We start from the raw sequence: 21,962 nt of genomic DNA, 5'->3' as shown, positions 1-21,962 counted from the left end.
GCCTCACACCTCCGCGAGCACTTCGTAAAGTATGGAGTCTATATCAACACCATAACCCGCGAGCACCTTAATATCGTTCTTGACCTTCGCGAGCTCCATCTTCAGCTCGTCTATCTGCTTCTTGAGCTCTTGTATCTCACTGCTCAATGAGGACTCTTGACTTAACTGCTCCTTGAACGGGTTTATCTCTTGGGAGACAACCTCGTAGAGCATCATTATGTCCTTTATCGTCTTGTCAAGCCTCTCGATCTCTTCCCTGAGCTCTTGAATCTGCTTCTTTATGTTGTCAATACTGATCTTCACCCTTGGGAGGTCGTTCTCTATCTCGTTGAGTCTCTCCATTATCTGACTTATCTGCTCCTCCTGCTCCCTGTTCTCAACCCTCTCCTCGAGTTCTTCAACAGTGACTTCCTCAAATGTCTCCTCAGCAGGGGTTTCCTCCTTCTTCTTTTTCTTGAACAAAGATGAAAGGAACTCAAGGGCCATAGGCCCCACCTCACTGAAGTTCCATTATATTGTTGGTGTACGTCGATGGTGTGGTGAAGTCTATAACTCCAGCCGCACCGTTCTCTGGGATTACCTTTCCAACGACCTTCGTACCTGGTTCAAAGCCAAAGCTTCCATCACTGAAAGTGTTATCGTTGTCGAATGGCATCAACCACAGCATCAGCGCTGCAATGTCACCCCAGCTTAGCGTTGGGTGCTCTTCACTCTTTAGCGATCCATCTGAATCCTGGACTACTGCGATACCGAATAGTATCTTACTGTAGTTTTTGTACGCTAGGTACAGGTTCTCCCAGACTGCAGCAACTGAGGAGGAATTGTTCCATGTTGTTATTGATCCTGATCCATATGGTTCCTTTGATGTATCATATGCAAATATATTCTGGATATCTCCATCATAGTGGAAGTACGTTGCACTTAAGTTTGAATCCTCATTTGGATCATAGTACCTGTAAACTGCCATTTGCTTCCCGTTGCTTAAGACTATCTTCACATGAGCTAGATCTATCCCCCCACTCCCGGCATTTGGCGAAACATAGATAACAAGCCTGGTAATGTTGTGGGCACCAGGAGGAGTTCCGTTTATGTACCCATAGACGTTGAGCACCTTGATTCCACTTGCTACTTCTTGGGTGGTCTGCCTACCTGTGGCCATGGCCTTTTGCTGGAGGTAACCGCTGGTGCTTATCAGGACACCAGCTGCAACTGCAGCAACTAAAACCATAGCGATGAACACTATGAGCGTTCCAATACCTATCGCGCCCCTCCTCATCTTTCACCACCTCACTGCAGTTCTAACACATTATACCCGAACGTTGGGGGTGTCGTGAAGTCTATGACTCCCGCGGCACCAGCGTCGGGAATGACCTTACCGATGATCTTCGTTGAAGGCCCAATTCCATCCCTACCCTCGTACTTGAACACATCGTCAGTCCTCAACAACAATGCCACCGTGTCACCCCATTCCAGTGTTGGATGGTTGTCCTCCATCTTGGCACCTATGTCGTTTATCACCGCTATCGCGAACGTTCCGTTCTGAAGTTTATCCCAGATGTTCTTAACTTCGTTGCTTCCGTTGAAGAGGTCGAGTATTTTTCCTGTGTAAAGGGTGCCACTGTAGTTGTAAACCGCTAGCTTCACACCATCGCTGAGCACTATCTTGACGTTGCTAAGGTCAATGCCTGCCGAACCCGCATTCGGGGTTATGATTATGGCCATCTTCACTATGGTTCCGTTGCTTGGTGGGGTTGTGTTTATGTAACCGTAGATGTTTACTATCCTGATGCCACTGGCAACTTCCTGGGTTGTCTGCCTTCCAGCAGCTTGGGCCTTCTGCTGAAGGTATCCTGCTGTTCCTATAATTACACCTGCCGCTACTGCCGCAACCAGGACCATTGCAATAAATACTATGAGCGTGCCAATGCCTATTGCACCCTTTTTCACCCTTGCTCACCTCCTAAAAAATAGCCAAAGAGCAAAAGGGGAAAATTTGGAGAAGCTTAGAAGTCACTGGAGATTAATGATCGTTGTTGTGTAAGTGCTCGGGGTGGTAAAGTCTATGACACCAGGAGCACCGAACTCAGGAATAACCTTCCCGGTTATGTGAGTCCTGGGGGGAATACCCCCATTATTCTCGTAGAGGGCGGCCTTGACATCGACCAAGAGCGCGGCTATGTCGCCCTTGTTGAGTGTGCTACCCTTAATGGCAGACTCGTCATAATCCTGCACGACAAGTGCAACATACGTGGTAGCAGTAGCTTTTGTCCAGTTAACGCTGAAAACATCAGTAACATTCCTTCCATCAAGGCTGCCGCTATACTCAAGGTAGACCTGCTTTTTGTCATTGGCGATCAGGACCTTGGTGTTGGTGAGGTCTATTCCTGCACTTCCGGCATTCGGAGTGACGTATATAACGAGCTTGTCAATATAGTCCCCTGAGACGTGTCCAGTGACCCGTATTACCTGTATTCCGCTGGCGACTTGCTCAGTGCTCTCCCTGCCAGTGCTTGAAGCCTTCTGCTGGAGGAAGCCGCTGGTGTTGATTAGTACTGCTGCAGCGACTGCAGCCACTAACACCATAGCGATGAACACTATCAAGGTACCAATACCAACCGCACCCCTCCTCTTAATGGGCCTCATTTTCAATCACCTCCTCACTGCAGGTTAACTATTGCAGATGTGTAAGTGCTCGGGGTGGTAAAGTCTATGACACCGGGAGCACCAAACTCTGGCACCACCTCTCCCGTGATGTGAGTCCTGACCGGTATTGGGCCGAAGAGAGCCTCAACGTTGACTGTAAGTATAACAATGTCTCCAGCGTTTATGGTAGGTGATTCCTGCTGCACACTATTGTCATAATCCTGAACGACTATAATTCCGAAGGTAGTTTTGTCCGTCCCACTAGGCCAAGCGGACGATGAGAACACGTCGTTACCCGTGTTGTCGTAGTAGTCACTGTTGTACTTGAGTATTGCCTGGGCACTTCCGTTGCTAATTATTATCTTGGTGTTGCTAAGGTCTATTCCCGCACTTCCGGCATTCGGAGTGACGTATATAGCGAGCTTAGTTATTCCCTTAGGAGTGGTTGTGTTGTTGTAGTATCCAGTAACCTGTATTACCTGTATTCCGCTGGCGACTTGCTCAGTGCTCTCCCTGCCAGTGCTTGAAGCCTTCTGCTGGAGGAAGCCGCTGGTGTTGATTAGTACTGCTGCAGCGACTGCAGCCACTAACACCATAGCGATGAACACTATCAAGGTACCAATACCAACCGCACCGCGCCTGGCCACCTCTGGCCACCCCCTTGGAGCTTTTTCAATATCTTCTAAAAATAGTTGGATATAAAGCGATTTTTTGCGTGTGGAAGTGCTTGTAAAAATTGAAGTGCTTATGTAGGTGCATATGTAGGTGCATAATACAAAAAGAAGAAAAAGGCTCAGAGCTTCTGTATCAAGAGTATTGACTTCCCGTAGTCCTCGAACTTGACGTCGAAGCCTTCCCCAAGTAGAATCTCCCTTATCTCCGCCTTTGATGGATAACCAACGAACGATGCGTTAAGCCCCTCGAAGAACTCCAATGCCTCGACATTCGCGAACTCATCCCTGAATGCATCTATGACTATGACCTTCCCTCCAGGGGACAGTCCGTCCAGAACCTTCCTCAAAACCTCCCTCCTGTTCGTCACGTACTCGAGGATGAAGCTCATGATCGCAACGTCATACATGGTTCTGGGCTTTATCAGGCCTATATCTAGCTCCTTAAGCTCAACAGGAAAGTTCATCTTGCTTACCCTTGCCTTGGCTATCTCGAGCAGGGCAGGGGAGTAGTCGACGCCTACATATTTTCCATCTTCACCCACGAACTTTCCGAAGTACGCGGGCGAAACGGAGCCACAGCCGAGGTCGAGGACGTAGGTTCCATTCCCTAGTCCCGCCAGCCTTATTATGAGTTCTCTGTACGCCTCGTGGAACGATGTTGAAAGCCTCATGTCCCAGAAGTCGGCATCCTTGTCGAAGTCCATGAGTACATAGGGGTGGTCTGGAGATATCAGGGCGAAGTCAACCATCTTGTACATTTCCTCGAACATTGGAATCCAGTCGGGGAGTAGTAACATGTAATCCTCCTTGGGGAACTTCAGCTCGTAGGAGAAGCCGTTGAGGATTAGGCTAGTTGGAGTTTCTTCAATTATCCCGAGGGCCTTAAGATGATCTATCAACTTCTTGAGAAGGGGCTTGTTTGGGACTGATATCCTCGAGAGCAACTCGGAGTAACTCGGCCTCGAGGCCACGGTCTTGAATATCCCGTACTTTATCCCGAGCTGGGCTAGGTTGAGCACGCTTAGGCTTATCATGTGCTTTATGTTCGTGTCGATGATCCTTATTAGGTCCTCGGTTCTCCCCATGCTCTCACCTCACATGAACTTCCTGTAGTAGGCTTGGTAGTCCTTAAGCATCTCAACGACCTTCTTTCCATACTCCGTGAGGCGGTAATACTTGAAGCCGTTATTAACTATCTCCTCAACTAAGCCGAGATAAACGAGGGAGCTCTCGCCATTGTAACGGTTCCCCAAACCAACTAACGCACCCCTCACATTTGAGGGATCAGAACCAACAACCCTAGCTATCTCGCTAAGGTAAGTTGCAGAAGGGTAAATCTCATAAAGATACTGGAGTATCCTCCTCCTCAACTCGCTCCTGTGCAAAGACCTGAGAACGTGGGGATCTATCACTGGCGGCACTGGGCATCACCGTGCCCGTTGTTGTAGTATCTCTACCGAATTATTATAACGACTGCAAAATTAATAAAGGTTTCGCAACAGTGTTGTGAAATTTCCAATTGGAAAATTTATCACCAATTTGCGGGAGGATTAGCAACTATCCTAGGAAGTCTTAAATAGAACGATGCTGATTATGTTATGGGATGGTGGTATGTTCGGCGGCAAAAAGGAGGAGAGGGCCACTTGGGCCTTCTTTCAGGAACATTATCCTGAAGTGGTCGAGGGGCTGAAAGAGCTGAGAGAATGGGAGAGCGTGAAGAGTGCCCTGGCCGATTCAGAGAGGCTTGGGGATTATTCAATACTTGCCCTCGCGGCCCTCGTCGCGACCAAGAGGGAACTCAGCCAGGACATAGATGACCTCAGGGAGAAGATATACTCCCTCTTCTCAAAGCTAGATGGGTTGAGGACAGACACTGAGAACAACTTCAAGAGGATCGAGAAGGAAATTAGTGACATAAAGGGGATCTTAGACGAGCTCGATAGGAGGACACTCCTCATATCTAACGTAGAGAGAATACTCCCGAGGCTAACTGAGATGGAGGAGAAGATGCTCTCTTACCCGCTGGAGGTGGCGGAGAGGATTGAGAAGAGGTTGAGGGAGAGGATCGAGGAGAGGGTCGAGGAGATAGTTGGGGAGAAGGTTAGGGAAATTGAGGAAAGGATGAACTCAGCGAGTCCAGAGCTAGTGAAGGAGATAATAGAGAGGTACGACAGCATAGTCAGGGAGAACGTGGAGCTCAGGAGGAAGCTCGAGGCTAGGGAGAGGGTGATAAAGGAGCTTAGGGAGAAGCTCAACAAGCTCCAGGAGGGAACGAAGAAGGTTGAGGAGATAGAGAAGAAAGTTGAGGAGTACGGGAAGCTCGCGGAGGAGATGAAGGAGATAAGGATAAGGCTCGCGAAGATAACCGGTAGCTATGACCCGAAGGAGGCCCTAAGGATTATAGAGAGGAACTACATCCCAAGGAGCAAGGTTGAAGAGCTGGCAAAGACAGTAAAAGCCCTCATGAAGGAGAATGAAGACCTCAAGAAGGAGAACGAGAGGCTAAGGAAGGAGCTCGAGAGGATAACACAAGCAGTAAAGATGCTGGTCGAGGAAGGAATCATTGAGGCTGAGACTTCTCAAGAAGGGTGAGCTTCGAGAGGCCCTCCTTGACGGCCTTCATAACAAGGTCACTGGGATCATCAAACTCTTCCAGCCTGCGTATTATGACCTTCCTGAGCTTATCGTTTAGCGTGGCTAAGTGAACTAAGGCCTCAACGGCACTGGCCCTCACGACCTCGTCCTTGTCGTGGAGGAGGTTTATTATTCTGGGAAGATAGGGGCTAACGAACCTGAAGTTGTTTTCCCCCATGGCCTCTATGAAGTTAAGAGCCGCAAGTTTGTCCTCCTTTCTCTTAGAGACCAGCATTTCCGCGAAGTCCCTAGCTATGGACTTCATGAGCTCGGGGTTTGCCCTAGCTATCTCCTCTATCGCATACCCAACGTTTATCTTGGTCTTAGCGTCCCCTATTCTGTAGTTGGCGAATAGCACTGGGATGAGGGATCTAATGAGCTCTGGCTTTTCCTTTGCGATCTGGCCAAAGGCCCTAGCTATTTCCTGAGTTAGCGGGATGGCCTCGCTCTTCTTTATCATCGCGAAGAGCTTCTTGATCAACGGTTCGTAAAGGTCATCCCTGCTCTTGGCTATCACCATTATTATCGCCAAAGCGTTCTTGGCCACCGTCCAGAGGTCGTCGTCAAGCAACTCTATAAGCTTCTTCAGCACATCCTCCTCGTACTTTGCCATTATCAGTATCTTATCCAAGTCTTCCCCGTTCGCCAGTGCCTCCCTTATGTCTATCTCCTCCTCCATGGCTATCACACTCTATACTCCCTCGGAGTAGATAAACTTTATTCCAAGCTTATCCCTAACCTCGACTGGAAGGAGCTCGTAGAGATCAACTAAGGCCTTTATCAGCTCTACGAGATCGGTAGCTGTGAGGACGGTACTCCTCCCTCTCACGCTAATGATCAAGGCATCGAACTCCTCTGGTGAAACCTCCTCAAGCTCGTCCATATGCTCGCTCCTCCTCGGGACCAAAGTTAAATCACCAACCTTCCTGGCACTATTTTCATCAAGCTCTATCTCCTCCCTGGGACAATCAAGCCTGTCAACGAGTATCTTAATGTCCACCACGGGAGTCCCATCATATGCATCCACCGGAGGAATGTACAGTTTCCTTCCCTCGATTCTATTTATCCTCACTGCGTATAGTGCCAGAGGATTAGGCCTCACGGGAGAACGAGTAGCGAAAACACCCACCACGGGATTCCTCAGATCACCATGGTGATGAACCTTGAGGATCTTCCTCTTCTCTGAGGTATCACTCTCGTGAAGCCAGGCTATCACTTTTATCCAGTCACCTTCCTCGAGGCCCTCCAATCCCTCCTCGAATTCCGGAAGTATCTCTATCCAAGTTTCCGGCCCTTCCTTCCTTATGTAGCCTATGGGAATAAGGGAGAACATAGAAAACACCTACGTTCCGTGTTCCCAGCTCTCAAGGTACTTTCTCTGCTCCTCTGTGAGTTCTTCAACCTTAATTCCCATGGACTGTAGCTTTATCCTAGCAACCATCTCGTCTATCTCCCTCGGGAGAAGGTAAACCTTAGGCTCAAGCCTCTCGTGGTTTTCCTTTATGTACTCGGCGGCCTTAGCCTGAAGGGCAAAGCTCATGTCCATTATTTCGGCTGGATGGCCATCAGCGGCAACTAAGTTCACAAGCCTGCCCTCGGCCAATAAGTAAAGCCTCCGACCATCCTTGAGCCTGTACTCAGTTATGTTTGGTCTTGGATTCGTTATCTCAACTGCCAGCTCCTCGAGGTCTGGCTTCCATATCTCAACGTCGAAGTGGCCGGCGTTCGCCATTATTGCACCGTCCTTCATCAGCTCGAAGTGTTCCCTCCGGATGCACTTGATGTTACCCGTCGCAGTCACGAAGATGTCCCCAACCTTTGCTGCTTCCTTCATATCCATGACAAGGAACCCGTCCATTCTGGCCTCCAAGGCCCTGATGGGGTCAACCTCGACAACTATAACCGTAGCACCAAGACCGCGAGCACGCATGGCTATCCCTCTCCCACACCAGCCGTAACCAACGACAACAACGTTCTTTCCAGCGATTAGAAGGTTGGTGCTCCTTATTATCCCATCCCACGTTGACTGACCGGTGCCGTAGCGGTTGTCGAAGAGGTACTTCGTGTAGCTGTCGTTCACAGCTATCACCGGGAACTTGAGGACGCCATCCCTCTCCATTGCCCTCAGCCTTATCACTCCAGTCGTGGTCTCCTCACTTGCCCCCCATATGTTCTCTATGAGCTCCTGCCTCTCACGGTGAACCGTGCTTATCATGTCCGCTCCGTCATCTATTATTATGTTCGGCCCTATGTCCAGCGCCCTGTGCATGTTCTCATAGTACTCCTCCCTGCTCTCTCCCCTGATGGCGTAAACCTTGACCCCAGCTTCGGCCAGGGCTGCAACAACGTCATCCTGGGTCGAGAGAGGATTGCTTGCGGCCGCCGAGACCTCGGCACCAGCGGCCTTCAGTGTTAGCAGTAAGAAGGCGGTCTTCATCTCAAGGTGAAGAGTTGCAGCTATCTTAACCCCCTTAAACGGCTTCCTCTTCTCAAAATCCTTCCTTATAAGCTGGAGAACCGGCATAAACCTTGAAACCCAGTCTATCTTTTTCCACCCCTCCGGGGCGAGCCCTATGTCCTTAACACAGTAATCCTTGGTGCAGTCCACATCGACCACCAATTGCATAAGATCATCCTCACTCAAAAACGTTTTGAACTACCTCTGAATCGGAGAAGTTTTTAAGGACTAGACGACAAGAGTGGTTCATGAAGATAATTGACCTGTCTAGGGAGATAAGTGAGGAGACCGAAGTTTATCCCGGTGATCCGCCAATTGAAATTTCTCCATGGGCTAAGATAGAGGAAGATGGATACTACATGAACATCCTTAAGATGGGCGAACACGCGGGGACTCACGTAGATGCCCCCGCTCACTTTATCATGGGAGGGGAAACAATTGACAGGCTTCCCCTCGACAAGTTCGTAGGAGAGGGAGTTGTAGTTGACGTGAGGGGAGGAAAAGGACACATAAGGGCAGAGGAGATTCCGAAAAATATTAGAGGAATGATTGTCCTCCTTCTCACGAACGGAAGAGAGTTATCGAAAGAGGCATCTGAAAGGTTGGTGAGGGAGAACGTTAAGGCCGTTGGAACAGACTCACTAACGATTGGGAACGAGGAAGTCCATAAAATACTTCTTTCTGCCAAGATTCCAATATTTGAAGGGCTAACCAACCTTGAGGAGCTTTTAGGAAAAGAGTTCCTCTTTATAGGATTTCCACTAAAAATTAAGCGAGGATCGGGGAGTCCAATTAGAGCCGTCGCGATAATAGGAGGTATTTAAGGACTGGGTCTGAAATTTTGTACCTAACATTTCTCCCTTCAACGACCTTATCCACAAAAGACGCTTTCACCAGGGATTTTAAGATCCTCGCGACAACGGAATCTTCAAGTTCTCTTTTTTCAGCTTCTTCCAAGAATCCTCTTGATCTCACTCTCTGGAATTCTCCTCCTCCCGCCCGGAGTTCTTTTTCTATAGTTTTCTACAAACTACCACAAAAATAAAAACAGTTTAAAACGGCCTCTCATCAAAGTACAACTACTACCACCCTGGTAGTTAACTAACACCCCGGTAGCTAAAAAAGTTGTGGCGCCCCGGCGGGGATTTGAACCCCGGACCTCGAGGTCCGCAGCCTCGCGCCCTATCCAGGCTAGGCCACCGGGGCAACCCAAGAATTCATCTCAGGGCGAATTTATAAGCTTAATCTTCAGAAACATGCAAACATCACAAGAAAAGTTGTGGTGCGGTGGCCGGGATTTGAACCCGGGTCTCCACCTTGGCAGGGTGGCGTCCTAGGCCAGGCTAGACTACCACCGCACTGGCCGTTATTTAGTCAATTTTGGTGGGTTTATAAGACTTTCGTTGGGTATTATCCTAAACGATAGTAGGGAGGCAAGGTACTGACTTATTACGGTCGCCAATGCTGCCCCCCCTGGCACCCATGTAGGATATTAGGACAAAGTTGAGGACAACGTTAGTAAGGGCTGTAATGCCCGTTATCTTCGTGAACTCAAGCTTCCTCCCGGTTGCGTTGAGGTAGCTACCAAAGAGAGAATTAAGAAACATTGGGAGCATTGCAAGGGCTAAAACCTTGAGAATGGGAGCACTTGGAACGAACTTATTTCCAAAGAAAGTCTTAACCAAAAAGCCTGCGAACACCTCGTACCCAATCACTCCAAGGATGCCGACACCAAAAAGGGCAAAGAAGACCTTGTTGAAGAGCAGTTTCAGCAACTTTCTGTCACTCCCATGCAACCTCGCCATTGGAGCCATCACGGTGTTTACTATCACTGTTGGAATGAACATTGCAGCTTCAATCAGCATGAGAGCCCCCCTGTAAAGGCCAGTCTGATAGTCGTTCGTCAGTAGGTTGAGCATTACAACATCGGTTCTATAGTAAATGGTCGAGAATAGACCAATTAGCCAGAAGGGAAAGGATCTTTTTAGCGTGTTAATCCAAACTTTTCCAGATACCTTAAAACTTACCCTCACAAACCTTAAGGCAAATGTTATCATCATAACATCCCTGATCACATAACCCACGACTAGGGCAACTATGAGCCAAGTCAATGATCTCGTTAGAGCGAGCACCAAGCCACCAACGGTGAAGGCCCAAACCCTCTCCACAATTCTAGTCAAGGCAGAATACTTTGTAACTTCAAACGCATACATTGCGTTCCTAAATATCCAAGATGTCCAGTAGAGTATCGATTCAAGGGCTACGAGGGCTATGAGGATTTTAACAGCAAGGGGTTTCGAAAGGAGGAAAGCTATTCCAATAGCAATTAGAGAATCGAGGGTTGCCACGAACAGCTTAAAGCTCAGGAGATAAGGAAACAATTTCACGTTTCTCCTATCCCTCGCAACCTCCCTCATAAAGTAATAGCTAACTCCAAAGTCCGAGAAAACCGCAAAAAGGCCCACGTAATAGAATATGAACGAGTATTGACCAAGCCCCTCAGGGCCTAGGTAACGACCTATCAGAACTACGAGCAAATAGGCGAGCCCTCTCGCTAAAACCTCAGCAATGAAAAGCCAACTGGCATTCTTTATGAGCCTTAGCTTTAAACTTTCCCCCATTTCAGCTCGAGGAAATAAAAAACGGGAAAGTTAAAAACTTAATCCAGCCAGACTGTATCTTCCCCTAGGTAGTTCAGCTTTATAACTAGGAGCTTAAAGGGCTCATCCCTCTCGTTCACAACCCAATGAACAGTTTTCGGCTTAACCAAGAAGATGTCCCCGGGACTTGCCTCGTATTCGTTATCCCCTATTCCAAGCCTGGCAGTCCCGGAGATTATATAGAAAAGCTCGTACTGTCTCTCGTGATAGTGCCTTCCCACCCTGCTCCTGGGCTTTATTTCCACTATTTGGACGTAGCTACCCTCAGGTAGCTCTCCTTCAAAGAGGGGGATTTTTAAATAGCTCCCCCTGTCGATAATCTTGCCAAGTTCCGCCTTCATATATCATCCCTTCAGGAATGCCTCAACTAAGTTCCTCGTCTCATTCAAGGCTTCCAGGGGAATTCCCTTTGGGAGCCCACCGATCTCTCCCTTAACGTTTTTCAGAACACCCTCACCGGCCCCAAGGAACATCCCCTCGCTCACTATCCCAAAGAAAGTCCTTGGAGGCAATAGTGCAACAGCAACCCTGTTGCCCTCCTTTACGGTCAGATCGTTTGTAACCACGGTAACTGCCCTCTCACCTATGTTCACGTTGGTAACTAGCAACTTATCAGCGTTTGGATGCTTTCCAACGCTCATAACCTCTCCAACCACTATGTCAACGGCTATCACCGGATCGTTTATCTTCCCAAGCTTAAGCCTCCTGTCAAGGCCCAGAATCGTGTTTAGGAAGAACCTCACCTTGGCAACTTGCTCCTCAACCTTCTCCCTCTCCTCCTTGCCCGCCTGGCTTAGGAACTTGTGATGCCAATCCTCACCGCCCAGAGCCTGTATTATTTCCCTAGCCTTTTCCTTAAGAGCCTTCATTTGGGGAGTGTCCGCCAACTCCTCTGGATCAATATAGCTGTACCTCATGGCCTGTATCTCAGGTATCATCTCCTTAGCCAGCTTTATCGCCTTCTTTTTGTCCCACTGCCCTCTAAATTTCGCCCCTTCAACCGTTCTCAGGAACAGCTCCACGGCTTTTTCCGCGACCAGCAACCTGTAATCCTTACTAGTGTCCCACATCACAATCCCCTCTTCACCCTTTTGTCCCACTCCTCGAGCATCTTATCTAAGGCCAGCAGCTGGTTAAGCCTTATCCTAACCCTCTTGCTCTCCCAATCTATAGAGCCCTTGAAGTCGTTTATCAGTTCAAAAACTTTCTCAGCTTCATCTCTCGGGAGATACTTTCCATAAAACTCCTCACCACATTTGCTACACTTGAAGGAGAAGCCCTCGAGGGTTTTCAAAAACTTATCCTTATCCTTTAATATATCCTCTATCCCCTCCAGATCCAGCATCTGCTCTATTAACTCCCGCCAATCTAATGGCGCACCACACACGGGGCACTTAGCCATCACTCCACCCCCTTTAGGAACTTCTCAACCTCTTTCACCAGGAACTTAATAGCCTTATCTAAGTTCTCCCTGCCGTTCGCTCCAGCCGCCCCTGCGTGGCCTCCTCCCGAGCCCTTGATTATTGGGCCAACCCTTTCCATCAGCCTGCCAAGGTGGAGGCCCTTCCTGACTAGGTAGTCTCTTGCTCTAGCTGAAATCCTAACTCCTCCCTTCTCGCTTCCAACTATCGCAACGTCGGCACCGAGCTGAAGGAACACCTTGCAGGCCAGCGCTTCGTACGCGGAAACTTTCGACGTGACTATTACGAACTTCTTAACTTTGTGTATCTCCATCCTCTGGCAGGCCTTGAGTATTGCCATCCTCTTTGCCTGCTCAGTATTCTCATCGGTAACCGGGGCCACCAGCTGCATTATCTCTCCAATCGAGAAGCTGTAGAGGTTCATGATTTCATAGACAGTCTTAAATGTCTTGGAGTTTGCAAATCTAAAGTTTGATGTGTCCGAAACGATTCCAGCGAGAAGGACTTTTGCCGAATCTTCATCAACGAACTTGAACTTCTTCAAAAGCTCCCAAACTATCTCTGCCGTAGAGGTTCTGCTTGGATCAACTATGGATATCTCAGCCGGGATAGGATTATCCTTCTCAACGTGGTGGTCTATTACAATTATTGAAGAATTATTGGGAATTTGAATCGGTTCAAGCTGCTCGAGGGATGATGTGTCAAGTATAAAAATAACGCTCTCAGTTATCTCTGGATTCTTCTCTACGGGAACCTTTGAAAAGCTTAAAAGCCTCCTAGAATAGCTTGCAATACTTTGAGCAACTCCTATTCTAACGTTTTTGAATCCTAAATTTAAGAGGAGGTTTGAAAACGCTATTGCAGAACCGAGAGAATCGGGATCAGCATTGTGATGGCAGAGAAGGATTATCCCCTCATCCTTGTCCAAGCTACTCAAGAACTTCTTCAGCTTCCTTTCTCCTTTCATTCTTTTCCCCCGATGAGAGCTTTCTCAAGTACTTCTCCACGGCATCATAGGCCTTCTCTATGGCTTCATCTATCAAGGCCTCGACGTCAACCTTAACGAATATTGGAACCTCGAGATAAACCTCAATTTCCAAATCCAGGGTCTCTCCCTGGTTTATTCTGGCCGTGACCTCCATGTCCCTAACCTCGCTCTTCGCGAGGTGGTCGAATATGTAATCTATAATAACCTCTTGGGCTATGCTACCAACTTCTATAAGTTGATCCTCACTAAGCCTGGGTAAGCCTATATGGACAACTTTCTTCATTTCCCTCCACCAAAAATAAAGTAGATCAGCCGGCGGTTGGAGGCCTCAAAGCTGCCTGAATCTTTTGAGTCAGCTCCTTAACCTTCTCGTTTATCTTCTGTTCCTGCCTGTTGAGTGCATTTAGCCTAACTTCAAGCGTTTCTATTTTCTCCCTGAGCTCTTGAACGGCCTTTTCTCTTGACGTTCTAACTATCAGCGTCCCAACGGTCTTGTATATTACCGCGTCCTCCGGGAGCTTTTCAATCTCCTCAAGAGCTTTTTTCGCCTCATTCAAGTCAGCCTGAACCTTTTGCTTCTGCTGGATTACAAGCTGGAGCTGTTGCTGGTAGCTTTCGAGTTGACCAAGCATCGCCTGAACCTGGGGAGGAATGTTCTGCATCTCCACACCTCCTTCCTTACTTTCGGCATTAGGTCAGGAGGGGACTTTAAGAACCTTGCTCCCTGGGAAGCTTTCCAAACTCTATATTTATTGTTTCGGGGCTCCTCCAGATGTAGGCTCCCTCTCCCTTATATATGAAAGTCCTCAGACCAGCCGGAACTCCTTGGCTCTCATAGATTGCTGATTGAATGTCTGGATCGTTGTAAAGCATGAGAGTTGGTCCGGGGATTGAAAGGACTTGATCTAGTGGATACCTAGTGCCGAGGATTGCAACCCTCCTCCTTGCTGGCCTCGTAAGCAGGGGAAGAGCTGCATTTCCAGCGTTCGTGAATGTCAGAACGGCAACGTCGTGAAGCCCATAGACAACCCTTCTCTTGTCCTCGAAGACTGCAGCCAAAATTAAGAAAGCTATTCCAGTCAGCGTCACGCTGTTGAGGCCGCTCAGATCTATCAGCCCACTTTCGGGGACCTTGAGGGGATCTCCCGAGAACAGCATGTCATCGAGCTCAGTATAGCTTTCCATTATTATTTCGCTGTACGTCTTTTTTGCCCTTATTGCATCCTGTATTGATCCAACTTTCCCGGTAACGAAGTCCGAGTAAAGCTTATCAGTGGAGGCGGAGTCCAATTCGTATATAGTTTGAACTATTGTTACTGCAGAATAGGGATCCTTTATTATCCCGGCCCTCGCCATTTTTAGAGGATCCAAACCTGCTGGTGTTCCCTCTTCTATCCTGAGAACACTCTCGAAGAATCCCGTAGGAAACCTCCCAGAAGTGTCAAAGACAACGATATCGTACCCCTTCTCCCTGTACTGGGAAAGGAGAATTTGCATGGCCTCGATGGGATCATCGTCAATTCCAATTATTTTCAGTGTCCTCCCGTGGTATATTGGGTCATAGTAAACAATCCCCTCATTCTCAAGTATCTTAACGGCAAGCTTCGAAACTTTCACCACTCGAATCACCTAAATAAAAAGAGTGTTGAGGAGAATATACAAGTTTCGCTAGAAGAGATCCTCGAGCTTAACGTCTATTTTATCTGGGATGAAAGGAAGCACGTGTCTCGTCGTTTTAGGTGAGAACACTTCTCCTCTCTTAACTAGCTCCATGACCTCTTCCTTGCTTGGGGCTTTCCTGATAAAGACGTAATCTATCTCACCTTTCTCCATATCAGCCTTCGCGTCCTCTTTGAGGCCGTAGTAAACTAGCTCTATTTCTCCCGCCTGATCCATCTCGTCAAGAACCTTGCTAACCTTCTTCTGCTCCTCGAGCTTCCCCGGAATCGCATAGCTCTTTTCGCCAACGAGTGCAAAGGCTATCTCTCCTTTTTCAGCCTTTTCCTCGGCCTCTGGATCCTCGACGACTTCAAGGCCCTCCGCCTTAAGCCTCTCTATGACCTTATTGACGTCCCCCTTGAAGGCGGGATACCATGTGTACACCTTAACACCCTCATCGAAGTAGTCCAGGATGACTGAGGGAGCCCTCTTGGCGCCGAGCTTTTGAAGCCCGGCCCATCTGTGGTGGCCGTCAACAATGAGGTACTCATCCGTTCCGGGGATCTTCGCTAGTAGCATCGGCTTCCAGAATATTCCAGAACCAGTTACGCTTTCTATGAAGTCCTCAAGTTCCCTTTGAACGAGTTGCTCATGAGGCTTCATCTTATCAAGCTCTATGAAGACATACTCAACCTTCTTAACTGGAATATCATACTTTGGAACCTTCTCAACGCCCATGCTAATCACCCCTGACTATATTTCAAATCCATAAAAGTTGTGAAAGTATTAAAGGTTTGGGTGGACAAACTGGACATTTGCTAACGAGAATATATAAGCTTCAGACGATAGACATGTTTCAAAGCCTCTTCTCCCATCATCCTTAAGATGTCCCTCTCAGAACCGTCTAAGCCCGCGGCCAGCTCGAGGTAAACCTTGGCCAGGATCTCCTCGGCAACTATTGCCTCTCTTATCAGCTCATCCAGAGATTCGGGGGAATCTTTTATAGTTGGGAAGGTTATATTTCCGGAAATCTTGAAATTGACTGTTCTCAATGTTTTTTCGTGCCTCAAAGATTCCTCGGCCAACAACTGAAATATGTCAACGAGCTTGGGATTTTCATTCCTAGCATAAAGCTCCCCAAGCTTGTAGATGTTGTAAAGCTTCCTCTCAAACTCAACCAACTCTTCCCTCATTCAATCACTCCCCTCACCTTTAAGTATTCGATCAGCTCCTTCACGCTGGGCAACACGAGGTCTGGCTTTATGCCAATTTTCTCAACATCATCTAATGAATGAACCCCAGTCAACACCATCACCGCCTTCATGCCAAACCTCTTGGCAAATGCTATGTCGGTGTCCAACCTATCCCCCACCATCCAAAGCTCCTCCTCTCCGATCTTGTCCTTGACTATTTCGAACATTGGTTCATTGGGCTTCCCTATTATCATTGGCTCAACATCAGTTGCCGCTTTTAAGGCAGCCAATATAGAGCCAGCTCCGGGGTAAATTCCTTCCTCTCCTGGAAATGTCGTGTCCGGATTAGTTCCTATGAACTTAGCCCCGTTCCTTATGGCTAACGTCCCATACTTCAGCTTCTCGTAGGTAAGCCCAGGATCCAAGCCAACAACAACGTACTTCACATCCCTCCATCTTCCCGATCTTGCTTCATCAACGCCAACAACTCCCCAGCCTAGCCTTTCCATTTCCTCCACTAACCCCTCGCCACCTATCACAAATATCTCGCCCGGAGGGAAGTGTTTCTCCATATAAAGCCTTGTTGCTAGTCCCGATGTAACTATGCGCTCTTCTGAAACATCAATTCCCATCCTTTCGAGCTTCTCCCTATACATTCTGGGGGTTTTGGTAGAATTATTGGTTAGGAATAGGAAAGGAACGCCGCTAGACTTCAGCAGCTCAACTAATTCTCTCGCCCCTTCAATGGGCTTGTTACCCCTGTAAAGCACACCGTCCATATCGAATATTATTCCAACCATAAGCGACCCCATCGGAGTTCTCTCCTTCACTTTAAAACGCTAATCACTTTGGCGAAATACTTTTAAGTAGCCCACCGCTAAGGTGAACAGACATTCTCATTAAGCTAAATCCTCAGGGAGGGATTAAAAATGGCGAGGAACAAGCCCCTTGCAAAGAAGCTCAGGCTTGCAAAGGCCCTTAAGCAGAACAGAAGGGTTCCTGTTTGGGTTATAGTTAAAACGAATAGAAGGGTTATGACGCACCCCAAGAGGAGATTCTGGAGGAGAACCAAGCTTAAGGAGTGAGGTGATGTAAATGCCAATCGAGCCCGGAAGCGAGGTTATATTCACAATCCCAATAAGGAAGATAAAGAAGATAGTCCCAAGGTGGAAGAGGGCTCCCAGGGCAGTTAAGTTCGTTAGGGAGTTCGTGGCAAGGCACGCAAAGGCTCAGGAAGTAATAATAGACCCAAAGGTTAACGAGAAGATATGGGAAAGGGGTATTGAAAAGCCCCCAAGCAGGCTCAGGGTAAAGGTGAAGGTCGAAGAGGAGGAGAGGGAGGAAGGCAAGGTTAGGATAGCCTACGTAACCCTTGCCTGATTCCCCTCTTTAATTTGGAGGGGAAGGAATGCACATAGAGAGGCTCGACTTTGAGAACTCACCATATTTGGGTGTGTTTGGAGTAGCCACAGATAAAGTTGTCCTGGTTAGAGAAGGCCTCCAGGCAAAGAAGTTAGAGGTTATTAGGGAAGTCCTCAAGGTTCCCGTTGTAGAGGCAAGCATAATGAAATCAAGGATAATAGGCATTCTCGCCGCTGGAAATTCGAACGCAATAATAGTCCCCTGGTACATATGGGACACAGAGCTTGAGAGCATAGAGAGGAAATTCAAAGAGCTAGGGATAGAAACAGAGATAGTGCCGTTTGAAACCAAGTACACAGCACTTGGGAACCTAATATTGGCAAATGACAGGGCAGCACTAGTGAGCACAAAGTTTTCAAGGGAAGAGGCCAGGAAAATAGGAGATATCCTAGGAGTAGAAGTCGAGAGGGGTGTCATAGCTGGTCTCCATGCCGTGGGGAGTGCGGGAGTCGTTACAAATAAGGGAGGCTTAGTACATCCAGAAACTAGCGACGAAGAGCTCAAGTGGTTGAGCGAGCTCTTTAAGGTTGATGTTTATGTTGGAACAGCTAATATGGGAGTTCCATACGTAGGTTCATGCATGTTGGCGAACTCTAATGGAGTTGTTGTTGGAAGCCTTACTACTGGTCCTGAGATAGTTAAGATTGAAGAAGCCCTTGGATTAATATGAAGGGGGTGAGCCCATGAACGTAAAGGTCTTTCGCGTCCTTGGGTACTTCGAAAAGGGTGGGAAGAAGTTCAAGTTCACCAAGGAGTACAGGGCTGTAAAGGAAGAGCACGTAAAGGAACTTGTTTACTCAGAGATAGGAAGCAAGCATAAGGTTAAAAGGAACAAGATATTCATCAAGGAAATCAAGGAGATAAAGCCCGAGGAAGCGGAGGACGTAATCGTTAGGAGGCTCAGCCTCGAGCTCTAAAATTTATTTTTTGGTGGTATAAATGGCGGAGAAGGAGTTGGAAAAACTCGCTTATGAGTATCAGGTTCTGCAGGCACAGGCACAACTTTTGGCCCAAAACCTCGAGCTGTTAAACCTTGCCAGGGCAGAAGTTCAGACCGTTAAGGAGACGCTCGAGAATCTTAAAAAAGTTGAGGAGGAAAAACCAGAAATCCTCGTCCCAATAGGTGCGGGCTCATTCTTGAAGGGGGTTATAGTGGATAAGGAGAATGCAATAGTGAGCGTGGGCTCGGGTTACGCGGTTGAGAAGAACATTAATGAGGCAATAGCGTTTCTCGAGGAGAGGCTTAAAGAGTATGACGAGGCCATTAAAAAGACCCAAGAAGCTCTAGCAGAGATAGAGAAGAAGGTCGGTGAGGTGGCAAAGAAGGCACAAGAAATTCAGAAAAAGCAGGCAATGAGCTTCCAACTTAAGAAGTGAATCCCCAGCCTTTTTCTAAAATTTGGCATCAACCCCTCGTCACGGCCACTATTTTGATTATATCATTGAACTGCAACTCGTAGTCCTCACCAACCCTTCTCTTGGTTTTAGCATTAACTGCATACAAGAAACCCTCACCGAGATCCGTATGAACTTTGTAGGCGAGATCCCTGGGCGTCGATCCTTTTTTCATCAGATAAACATGCGGGAGAACATTGCCAAACTGATCCGTCATCTTATTCTCATCCTGGATCGGATACACTGGGATTAAGTTCAGCAACTCAAAGACCGCCCTGTTTATGACCTCCTGAACCCCAGTAGAGCCAAACCTATCCAAAACCCTCTCTTTGATTATCATCAAGGCCCTTTTCTGCTTCTCACTCATGTCCTTCAGTATTTTGAAATCCCCAGCCCCAGGTATGTAGTCTATAAAGCCAGCTTTTGCAGCCTTTCTCAATGTCAGCTCGGCGGCGGCACTCGTAGGTATGACGATATAACCTCTCTTTTCCCCCTCCTTCTTAAGCCTTTCAATTTGCTCATCCGTTGTGGCATCCGCCTTGTTCGCCGCTATTATCATCGGCTTGTTTATCTTTCTTATCTCAGAGGCAAAGGTCAACAAATCCTCATCGCTCCACTTCGTTGGATCATCCGGAAGACCAAGCCTGTGCATAGCCTCCCACACGTCGTTCTCAGTTACTCCAATTCCGCTGAGGTGCTCGGCTATCGCGAGCTCAAGCTTCATCCTTTGCAATTTTATCCTCTTGGCGAACTTGTCCCATCCCTTGCTTAGTATTCCATATATCCAGTAGTCTATCTCCTTCTCCAAGAATTCTATATCCTCAATTGGGTCGTGGAATTCAGTTGGCTGACCCTCTGCATCCGTCTTTCCAGTGGCATCAACGACGTGAATCAACGCCGAGGCCATCCTGAGATCATCAAGGAACTTATTTCCCAATCCTCTTCCCTCATGAGCCCCGGGAACGAGCCCAGCAACATCTATCATCTTCACTGGGATCAGGGCCAATCCATTCCTATACTCATAGTTCTGAGGGTTTGGTGTGCAACCGAGCTCCTTGCAGGGATGTTCGGCTATGGCATAGGTAACGCCTACATTCGCGTCTATCGTCGTGAAGGGATAGTTCGCTATGTCAACATCAACCAGGGTTGCGGCTGAAAAGAAAGTTGATTTCCCAACGTTTGGCTTTCCCACAACACCTATCTCCATTTTAACCCCCTAGGGGCATGGAAGTGAAGAAATATAAAGGCTTCTAAAGAACGGGACACCTCCTTATGACCACGCCGATTGAAATTCCCACTACTAGCCCTATTATTAGGGCCAATATGGAGTACTGGTATCCAAACCCTCCCTCCTTAATGACAACCTTCCTCTCCTTCGTTAGTGAGGATATAATGGATCTAGTGTTGTCAAGGAGAACCTTAGTATAGGGCTTTTCAGTCCAAAGGACTGTTATATTTGCAACCGGAATTCCGAGCCTCTGGGAAAGCTTTATAGCAGCATTCTTCAATGTCTGAGGAGTTCCTTCGTCATACACTATGACGTCGGCATTGACATTAGAGAGCTCATCAACGCTCTTTGCCGGAACCTCTGCTTCGGGCTTTATAGATGCCACAACCTCAACTCCAAGCCATTCAAGGGCATACTGTTGAGAAGGCAACTCGATTACAGCTTTCTTTCCCTTAAGGACTCCAGAGTACGCTAGCACTATGGAGTTTACCCTCTCCTTAAACTTTGAAACGCTCTCCTCAACTCCAGATCTTATCCCCGGGTTTCTCTCTGCAATGGCCTCAGCGGTTGCTTCAGCTATCGCTACTGCATTGGTCGGATCAAGCCATATACCGTGAGGGTTGTTCTTCCCCGTATACCACCTTTCCGGCAAATACCTAAACCCGTACTTCCTGTAGTCATCTATCGTCAGGACTGTTCCGGCTATTTCTCCTTCCTTCTTTAGCTCAATTATCTTCATCTCAGCCGGTAGGTGTCCTGTAGTGACTATTACATCGGCCTCCTTTAGAACCCTTATCTGGTCAGGAGAAAGCTGGTACTGATGGGGCTCAACTCCTGGGGGGACTAGATAAACTACTTGAACATAATCTCCAAGGGCTTCCTTTATTATCGAAGCTAGTGGGGGGAGACTCGTAACTACTAGGGGTTTTTTCTCTTGGGCGGCCACCGGATGAAGGAGGAGTACAATGAGAAGTAGTGGGATTAACCTCCTCATTTCCTCACCCCTAGAGTTAGGTCAACCTAATGAGTATATTGACCTTTCGCTATTCCCTAGCATGCTTGAGGACATGAAAGACCTCACTCTTTATTATCTCAACCCCAGTTTTCACGGCGTTGACGCTCCCAGGGAGGGAAAATACTACAACCACTCTTTCTCTACCTCTAATAACCCCAGCCGTTGCTCTCGTTAGTATAGCAGCGTATCCTACCTCCTCATAACTCTTAACTCTGAAAACCTCCCCAAAGCTTAGCTCCTTATCAAATAAGGGTCTCAGGCTTTCGATGGTTACGTCCCTAGAGGTTATTCCCGTACCACCCGTCGTCACAATGACATCTGCCCCGGCCTTCACAGCGTCGAAGAGGGATAGGAGAATCTCAAGCTTATCATCCGGAACTATCTTGTAGTACACGTTTTCGCCCAACTTTGAGAGCTCTTCAACTATGAGGGGACCAGCCTCGTCCTTTCTTTCTCCTTTCGAGCCCTTATCGCTTACTGTTATCACCCCGAACTTAAACGTTCTAGGAGCCTCCTTCTTGTGTTCCTCCACACCCATGAACTCACCCCAGAAATCATTCATGGAAAGGTTA

31 protein-coding genes and 2 tRNA genes are annotated in these 21,962 nt (G+C 47.9%); 7 read left to right on the top strand and 26 right to left on the bottom strand.

Annotated elements, in window-relative coordinates:
- Positions 1 to 3: 3 nt before the first annotated feature.
- The 7 genes from PY04_RS03095 to PY04_RS03065 all read right to left on the bottom strand — a co-directional run bounded on the left by PY04_RS03095 (position 4) and on the right by PY04_RS03065 (position 4,738).
- The gene (locus tag PY04_RS03095; RefSeq protein ID WP_014733723.1) at positions 4 to 486 is read right to left on the bottom strand and encodes a flagella accessory protein C; all 483 of its coding nucleotides are present in this window, start codon (positions 484 to 486) and stop codon (positions 4 to 6) included.
- A gap of 10 nt (positions 487 to 496) precedes the next feature.
- Complete coding sequence (locus PY04_RS03090) at positions 497 to 1,276, bottom strand: flagellin (RefSeq protein WP_014733722.1); 780 nt, start codon at positions 1,274 to 1,276, stop codon at positions 497 to 499.
- 11 nt (positions 1,277 to 1,287) lie between these two features.
- A complete protein-coding gene (locus tag PY04_RS03085) occupies positions 1,288 to 1,947 on the bottom strand; it encodes a flagellin (RefSeq protein ID WP_048055936.1) in 660 nt (219 codons plus the stop codon).
- A gap of 63 nt (positions 1,948 to 2,010) precedes the next feature.
- Complete coding sequence (locus PY04_RS03080; protein WP_014733720.1) at positions 2,011 to 2,643, bottom strand: flagellin; 633 nt, start codon at positions 2,641 to 2,643, stop codon at positions 2,011 to 2,013.
- A 14-nt stretch (positions 2,644 to 2,657) separates the two neighbouring features.
- Positions 2,658 to 3,239, bottom strand: a complete 582-nt coding sequence (locus tag PY04_RS03075; protein WP_048056195.1) for a flagellin — start codon at positions 3,237 to 3,239, stop codon at positions 2,658 to 2,660.
- Positions 3,240 to 3,436: 197 nt separating this feature from the next.
- On the bottom strand, positions 3,437 to 4,402 hold the full coding sequence (locus PY04_RS03070) for a class I SAM-dependent methyltransferase (protein ID WP_048055935.1): 966 nt from the start codon (positions 4,400 to 4,402) through the stop codon (positions 3,437 to 3,439).
- A gap of 9 nt (positions 4,403 to 4,411) precedes the next feature.
- On the bottom strand, positions 4,412 to 4,738 hold the full coding sequence (locus tag PY04_RS03065; RefSeq protein ID WP_014733717.1) for a helix-turn-helix domain-containing protein: 327 nt from the start codon (positions 4,736 to 4,738) through the stop codon (positions 4,412 to 4,414).
- Positions 4,739 to 4,901: 163 nt separating this feature from the next.
- Here PY04_RS03065 and PY04_RS03060 point away from each other — a divergent pair, with 163 nt between their 5' ends.
- Positions 4,902 to 5,909: a hypothetical protein gene (locus PY04_RS03060; protein ID WP_237710138.1), complete on the top strand. Its 1,008-nt coding sequence runs from the start codon at positions 4,902 to 4,904 to the stop codon at positions 5,907 to 5,909.
- Here the strand turns inward: PY04_RS03060 and PY04_RS03055 are convergent.
- From PY04_RS03055 to PY04_RS03045, 3 genes are read right to left on the bottom strand one after another with little or no spacing between them, the layout of a single operon-like run.
- On the bottom strand, positions 5,878 to 6,630 hold the full coding sequence (locus PY04_RS03055) for a PH0542 domain-containing protein (protein ID WP_048055933.1): 753 nt from the start codon (positions 6,628 to 6,630) through the stop codon (positions 5,878 to 5,880). The two genes, PY04_RS03060 and PY04_RS03055, sit on opposite strands and share 32 nt — an antisense overlap.
- A 12-nt stretch (positions 6,631 to 6,642) precedes the next feature.
- Positions 6,643 to 7,284 (bottom strand): tRNA (N6-threonylcarbamoyladenosine(37)-N6)-methyltransferase TrmO, encoded by a 642-nt coding sequence (gene tsaA, locus PY04_RS03050; RefSeq protein WP_014733714.1) that lies wholly within the window; start codon positions 7,282 to 7,284, stop codon positions 6,643 to 6,645.
- Between the two features lie 9 nt (positions 7,285 to 7,293).
- Positions 7,294 to 8,559 (bottom strand): adenosylhomocysteinase, encoded by a 1,266-nt coding sequence (locus PY04_RS03045; protein WP_048055932.1) that lies wholly within the window; start codon positions 8,557 to 8,559, stop codon positions 7,294 to 7,296.
- A 98-nt stretch (positions 8,560 to 8,657) separates the two neighbouring features.
- Here PY04_RS03045 and PY04_RS03040 point away from each other — a divergent pair, with 98 nt between their 5' ends.
- The gene (locus PY04_RS03040) at positions 8,658 to 9,233 is read left to right on the top strand and encodes a cyclase family protein (RefSeq protein ID WP_014733712.1); all 576 of its coding nucleotides are present in this window, start codon (positions 8,658 to 8,660) and stop codon (positions 9,231 to 9,233) included.
- A 304-nt stretch (positions 9,234 to 9,537) separates the two neighbouring features.
- On the opposite strand, the gene PY04_RS03035 is transcribed toward PY04_RS03040, so the two are convergent.
- The 13 genes from PY04_RS03035 to PY04_RS02975 form a co-directional block, all read right to left on the bottom strand.
- A tRNA-Arg gene (locus tag PY04_RS03035) sits at positions 9,538 to 9,615 on the bottom strand.
- 74 nt (positions 9,616 to 9,689) lie between these two features.
- Positions 9,690 to 9,767, bottom strand: a tRNA-Gly gene (locus tag PY04_RS03030).
- 57 nt (positions 9,768 to 9,824) lie between these two features.
- On the bottom strand, positions 9,825 to 11,030 hold the full coding sequence (locus PY04_RS03025) for a flippase (protein ID WP_081482813.1): 1,206 nt from the start codon (positions 11,028 to 11,030) through the stop codon (positions 9,825 to 9,827).
- Between the two features lie 38 nt (positions 11,031 to 11,068).
- Positions 11,069 to 11,410 carry a cupin domain-containing protein gene (locus tag PY04_RS03020; protein WP_014733710.1) on the bottom strand — a complete coding sequence of 114 codons (342 nt, stop codon included), beginning with the start codon at positions 11,408 to 11,410 and terminating at the stop codon, positions 11,069 to 11,071.
- 3 nt (positions 11,411 to 11,413) lie between these two features.
- On the bottom strand, positions 11,414 to 12,139 hold the full coding sequence (locus tag PY04_RS03015) for a tRNA-binding protein (RefSeq protein ID WP_014733709.1): 726 nt from the start codon (positions 12,137 to 12,139) through the stop codon (positions 11,414 to 11,416).
- A complete protein-coding gene (locus PY04_RS03010) occupies positions 12,139 to 12,471 on the bottom strand; it encodes a hypothetical protein (protein ID WP_014733708.1) in 333 nt (110 codons plus the stop codon). The genes PY04_RS03015 and PY04_RS03010 overlap by 1 nt, the downstream gene beginning before the upstream one ends.
- Complete coding sequence (locus PY04_RS03005; RefSeq protein WP_014733707.1) at positions 12,471 to 13,457, bottom strand: bifunctional oligoribonuclease/PAP phosphatase NrnA; 987 nt, start codon at positions 13,455 to 13,457, stop codon at positions 12,471 to 12,473. The genes PY04_RS03010 and PY04_RS03005 overlap by 1 nt, the downstream gene beginning before the upstream one ends.
- Complete coding sequence (locus PY04_RS03000) at positions 13,420 to 13,761, bottom strand: DUF3194 domain-containing protein (protein ID WP_014733706.1); 342 nt, start codon at positions 13,759 to 13,761, stop codon at positions 13,420 to 13,422. The genes PY04_RS03005 and PY04_RS03000 overlap by 38 nt, the downstream gene beginning before the upstream one ends.
- 25 nt (positions 13,762 to 13,786) lie before the next feature.
- On the bottom strand, positions 13,787 to 14,140 hold the full coding sequence (locus PY04_RS02995; protein ID WP_014733705.1) for a prefoldin subunit beta: 354 nt from the start codon (positions 14,138 to 14,140) through the stop codon (positions 13,787 to 13,789).
- 46 nt (positions 14,141 to 14,186) lie between these two features.
- A complete protein-coding gene (locus tag PY04_RS02990; RefSeq protein WP_048056194.1) occupies positions 14,187 to 15,095 on the bottom strand; it encodes a hypothetical protein in 909 nt (302 codons plus the stop codon).
- 51 nt (positions 15,096 to 15,146) lie between these two features.
- Positions 15,147 to 15,875, bottom strand: a complete 729-nt coding sequence (gene serK, locus PY04_RS02985; protein ID WP_014733703.1) for an L-serine kinase SerK — start codon at positions 15,873 to 15,875, stop codon at positions 15,147 to 15,149.
- Positions 15,876 to 15,955: 80 nt separating this feature from the next.
- Positions 15,956 to 16,330, bottom strand: a complete 375-nt coding sequence (locus PY04_RS02980) for a ferritin family protein (RefSeq protein ID WP_014733702.1) — start codon at positions 16,328 to 16,330, stop codon at positions 15,956 to 15,958.
- Complete coding sequence (locus PY04_RS02975; RefSeq protein WP_048055931.1) at positions 16,327 to 17,130, bottom strand: HAD-IIA family hydrolase; 804 nt, start codon at positions 17,128 to 17,130, stop codon at positions 16,327 to 16,329. The genes PY04_RS02980 and PY04_RS02975 overlap by 4 nt, the downstream gene beginning before the upstream one ends.
- Before the next feature lie 129 nt (positions 17,131 to 17,259).
- On the opposite strand from PY04_RS02975, the gene PY04_RS02970 reads away from it, so the two are divergent.
- The 5 genes from PY04_RS02970 to pfdA are packed head-to-tail and all read left to right on the top strand — an operon-like array spanning position 17,260 to position 19,129.
- The gene (locus PY04_RS02970; protein ID WP_014733700.1) at positions 17,260 to 17,415 is read left to right on the top strand and encodes a 50S ribosomal protein L39e; all 156 of its coding nucleotides are present in this window, start codon (positions 17,260 to 17,262) and stop codon (positions 17,413 to 17,415) included.
- 10 nt (positions 17,416 to 17,425) lie between these two features.
- Positions 17,426 to 17,710 carry a 50S ribosomal protein L31e gene (locus tag PY04_RS02965; protein ID WP_014733699.1) on the top strand — a complete coding sequence of 95 codons (285 nt, stop codon included), beginning with the start codon at positions 17,426 to 17,428 and terminating at the stop codon, positions 17,708 to 17,710.
- Positions 17,711 to 17,738: 28 nt separating this feature from the next.
- Positions 17,739 to 18,422 (top strand): translation initiation factor IF-6, encoded by a 684-nt coding sequence (locus tag PY04_RS02960; protein ID WP_014733698.1) that lies wholly within the window; start codon positions 17,739 to 17,741, stop codon positions 18,420 to 18,422.
- A gap of 13 nt (positions 18,423 to 18,435) precedes the next feature.
- Positions 18,436 to 18,669: a 50S ribosomal protein L18Ae gene (gene rpl18a, locus PY04_RS02955; RefSeq protein WP_014733697.1), complete on the top strand. Its 234-nt coding sequence runs from the start codon at positions 18,436 to 18,438 to the stop codon at positions 18,667 to 18,669.
- Between the two features lie 22 nt (positions 18,670 to 18,691).
- Positions 18,692 to 19,129 carry a prefoldin subunit alpha gene (pfdA, locus tag PY04_RS02950; protein ID WP_014733696.1) on the top strand — a complete coding sequence of 146 codons (438 nt, stop codon included), beginning with the start codon at positions 18,692 to 18,694 and terminating at the stop codon, positions 19,127 to 19,129.
- A gap of 28 nt (positions 19,130 to 19,157) precedes the next feature.
- On the opposite strand, the gene PY04_RS02945 is transcribed toward pfdA, so the two are convergent.
- From PY04_RS02945 to PY04_RS02935, 3 genes are read right to left on the bottom strand one after another with little or no spacing between them, the layout of a single operon-like run.
- Positions 19,158 to 20,354: a redox-regulated ATPase YchF gene (locus PY04_RS02945; RefSeq protein ID WP_014733695.1), complete on the bottom strand. Its 1,197-nt coding sequence runs from the start codon at positions 20,352 to 20,354 to the stop codon at positions 19,158 to 19,160.
- 43 nt (positions 20,355 to 20,397) lie between these two features.
- Positions 20,398 to 21,369 (bottom strand): metal ABC transporter solute-binding protein, Zn/Mn family, encoded by a 972-nt coding sequence (locus PY04_RS02940; protein WP_014733694.1) that lies wholly within the window; start codon positions 21,367 to 21,369, stop codon positions 20,398 to 20,400.
- Between the two features lie 49 nt (positions 21,370 to 21,418).
- A complete protein-coding gene (locus PY04_RS02935; RefSeq protein ID WP_014733693.1) occupies positions 21,419 to 21,928 on the bottom strand; it encodes a molybdenum cofactor biosynthesis protein B in 510 nt (169 codons plus the stop codon).
- Between the last annotated feature and the right edge of the window lie 34 nt (positions 21,929 to 21,962).

The sequence above is a fragment of the Pyrococcus sp. ST04 genome (assembly GCF_000263735.1).
Taxonomy (GTDB): Archaea; Methanobacteriota_B; Thermococci; order Thermococcales; family Thermococcaceae; genus Pyrococcus.
The sequence above is the reverse complement of the archived record's forward strand: the minus strand, read 5'-3'. Positions and strand labels throughout refer to the sequence as shown.

Coding starts and splice junctions, on each gene's coding strand:
- PY04_RS03075 (WP_048056195.1), bottom strand. CDS start 3,239: ATGGTGTTAGTGGCTGCAGTCGCTGCAGCAGTACTAATCAACACCAGC.
- rpl18a (WP_014733697.1), top strand. CDS start 18,436: ATGAACGTAAAGGTCTTTCGCGTCCTTGGGTACTTCGAAAAGGGTGGG.
- PY04_RS02945 (WP_014733695.1), bottom strand. CDS start 20,354: ATGGAGATAGGTGTTGTGGGAAAGCCAAACGTTGGGAAATCAACTTTC.
- PY04_RS02975 (WP_048055931.1), bottom strand. CDS start 17,130: ATGGTTGGAATAATATTCGATATGGACGGTGTGCTTTACAGGGGTAAC.
- PY04_RS03000 (WP_014733706.1), bottom strand. CDS start 13,761: ATGAAGAAAGTTGTCCATATAGGCTTACCCAGGCTTAGTGAGGATCAA.
- PY04_RS03080 (WP_014733720.1), bottom strand. CDS start 2,643: ATGAGGCCCATTAAGAGGAGGGGTGCGGTTGGTATTGGTACCTTGATA.
- PY04_RS03010 (WP_014733708.1), bottom strand. CDS start 12,471: ATGGCTAAGTGCCCCGTGTGTGGTGCGCCATTAGATTGGCGGGAGTTA.
- PY04_RS02940 (WP_014733694.1), bottom strand. CDS start 21,369: ATGAGGAGGTTAATCCCACTACTTCTCATTGTACTCCTCCTTCATCCG.
- PY04_RS03060 (WP_237710138.1), top strand. CDS start 4,902: ATGCTGATTATGTTATGGGATGGTGGTATGTTCGGCGGCAAAAAGGAG.
- PY04_RS02960 (WP_014733698.1), top strand. CDS start 17,739: ATGCACATAGAGAGGCTCGACTTTGAGAACTCACCATATTTGGGTGTG.
- PY04_RS02970 (WP_014733700.1), top strand. CDS start 17,260: ATGGCGAGGAACAAGCCCCTTGCAAAGAAGCTCAGGCTTGCAAAGGCC.
- PY04_RS02995 (WP_014733705.1), bottom strand. CDS start 14,140: ATGCAGAACATTCCTCCCCAGGTTCAGGCGATGCTTGGTCAACTCGAA.
- PY04_RS03015 (WP_014733709.1), bottom strand. CDS start 12,139: ATGTGGGACACTAGTAAGGATTACAGGTTGCTGGTCGCGGAAAAAGCC.
- PY04_RS03025 (WP_081482813.1), bottom strand. CDS start 11,030: ATGGGGGAAAGTTTAAAGCTAAGGCTCATAAAGAATGCCAGTTGGCTT.
- PY04_RS02935 (WP_014733693.1), bottom strand. CDS start 21,928: ATGGGTGTGGAGGAACACAAGAAGGAGGCTCCTAGAACGTTTAAGTTC.
- tsaA (WP_014733714.1), bottom strand. CDS start 7,284: ATGTTCTCCCTTATTCCCATAGGCTACATAAGGAAGGAAGGGCCGGAA.
- PY04_RS03055 (WP_048055933.1), bottom strand. CDS start 6,630: ATGGAGGAGGAGATAGACATAAGGGAGGCACTGGCGAACGGGGAAGAC.
- PY04_RS03090 (WP_014733722.1), bottom strand. CDS start 1,276: ATGAGGAGGGGCGCGATAGGTATTGGAACGCTCATAGTGTTCATCGCT.
- serK (WP_014733703.1), bottom strand. CDS start 15,875: ATGGGCGTTGAGAAGGTTCCAAAGTATGATATTCCAGTTAAGAAGGTT.
- PY04_RS03020 (WP_014733710.1), bottom strand. CDS start 11,410: ATGAAGGCGGAACTTGGCAAGATTATCGACAGGGGGAGCTATTTAAAA.
- PY04_RS02965 (WP_014733699.1), top strand. CDS start 17,426: ATGCCAATCGAGCCCGGAAGCGAGGTTATATTCACAATCCCAATAAGG.
- PY04_RS03095 (WP_014733723.1), bottom strand. CDS start 486: ATGGCCCTTGAGTTCCTTTCATCTTTGTTCAAGAAAAAGAAGAAGGAG.
- PY04_RS02980 (WP_014733702.1), bottom strand. CDS start 16,330: ATGAGGGAAGAGTTGGTTGAGTTTGAGAGGAAGCTTTACAACATCTAC.
- PY04_RS03040 (WP_014733712.1), top strand. CDS start 8,658: ATGAAGATAATTGACCTGTCTAGGGAGATAAGTGAGGAGACCGAAGTT.
- PY04_RS03070 (WP_048055935.1), bottom strand. CDS start 4,402: ATGGGGAGAACCGAGGACCTAATAAGGATCATCGACACGAACATAAAG.
- pfdA (WP_014733696.1), top strand. CDS start 18,692: ATGGCGGAGAAGGAGTTGGAAAAACTCGCTTATGAGTATCAGGTTCTG.
- PY04_RS03005 (WP_014733707.1), bottom strand. CDS start 13,457: ATGAAAGGAGAAAGGAAGCTGAAGAAGTTCTTGAGTAGCTTGGACAAG.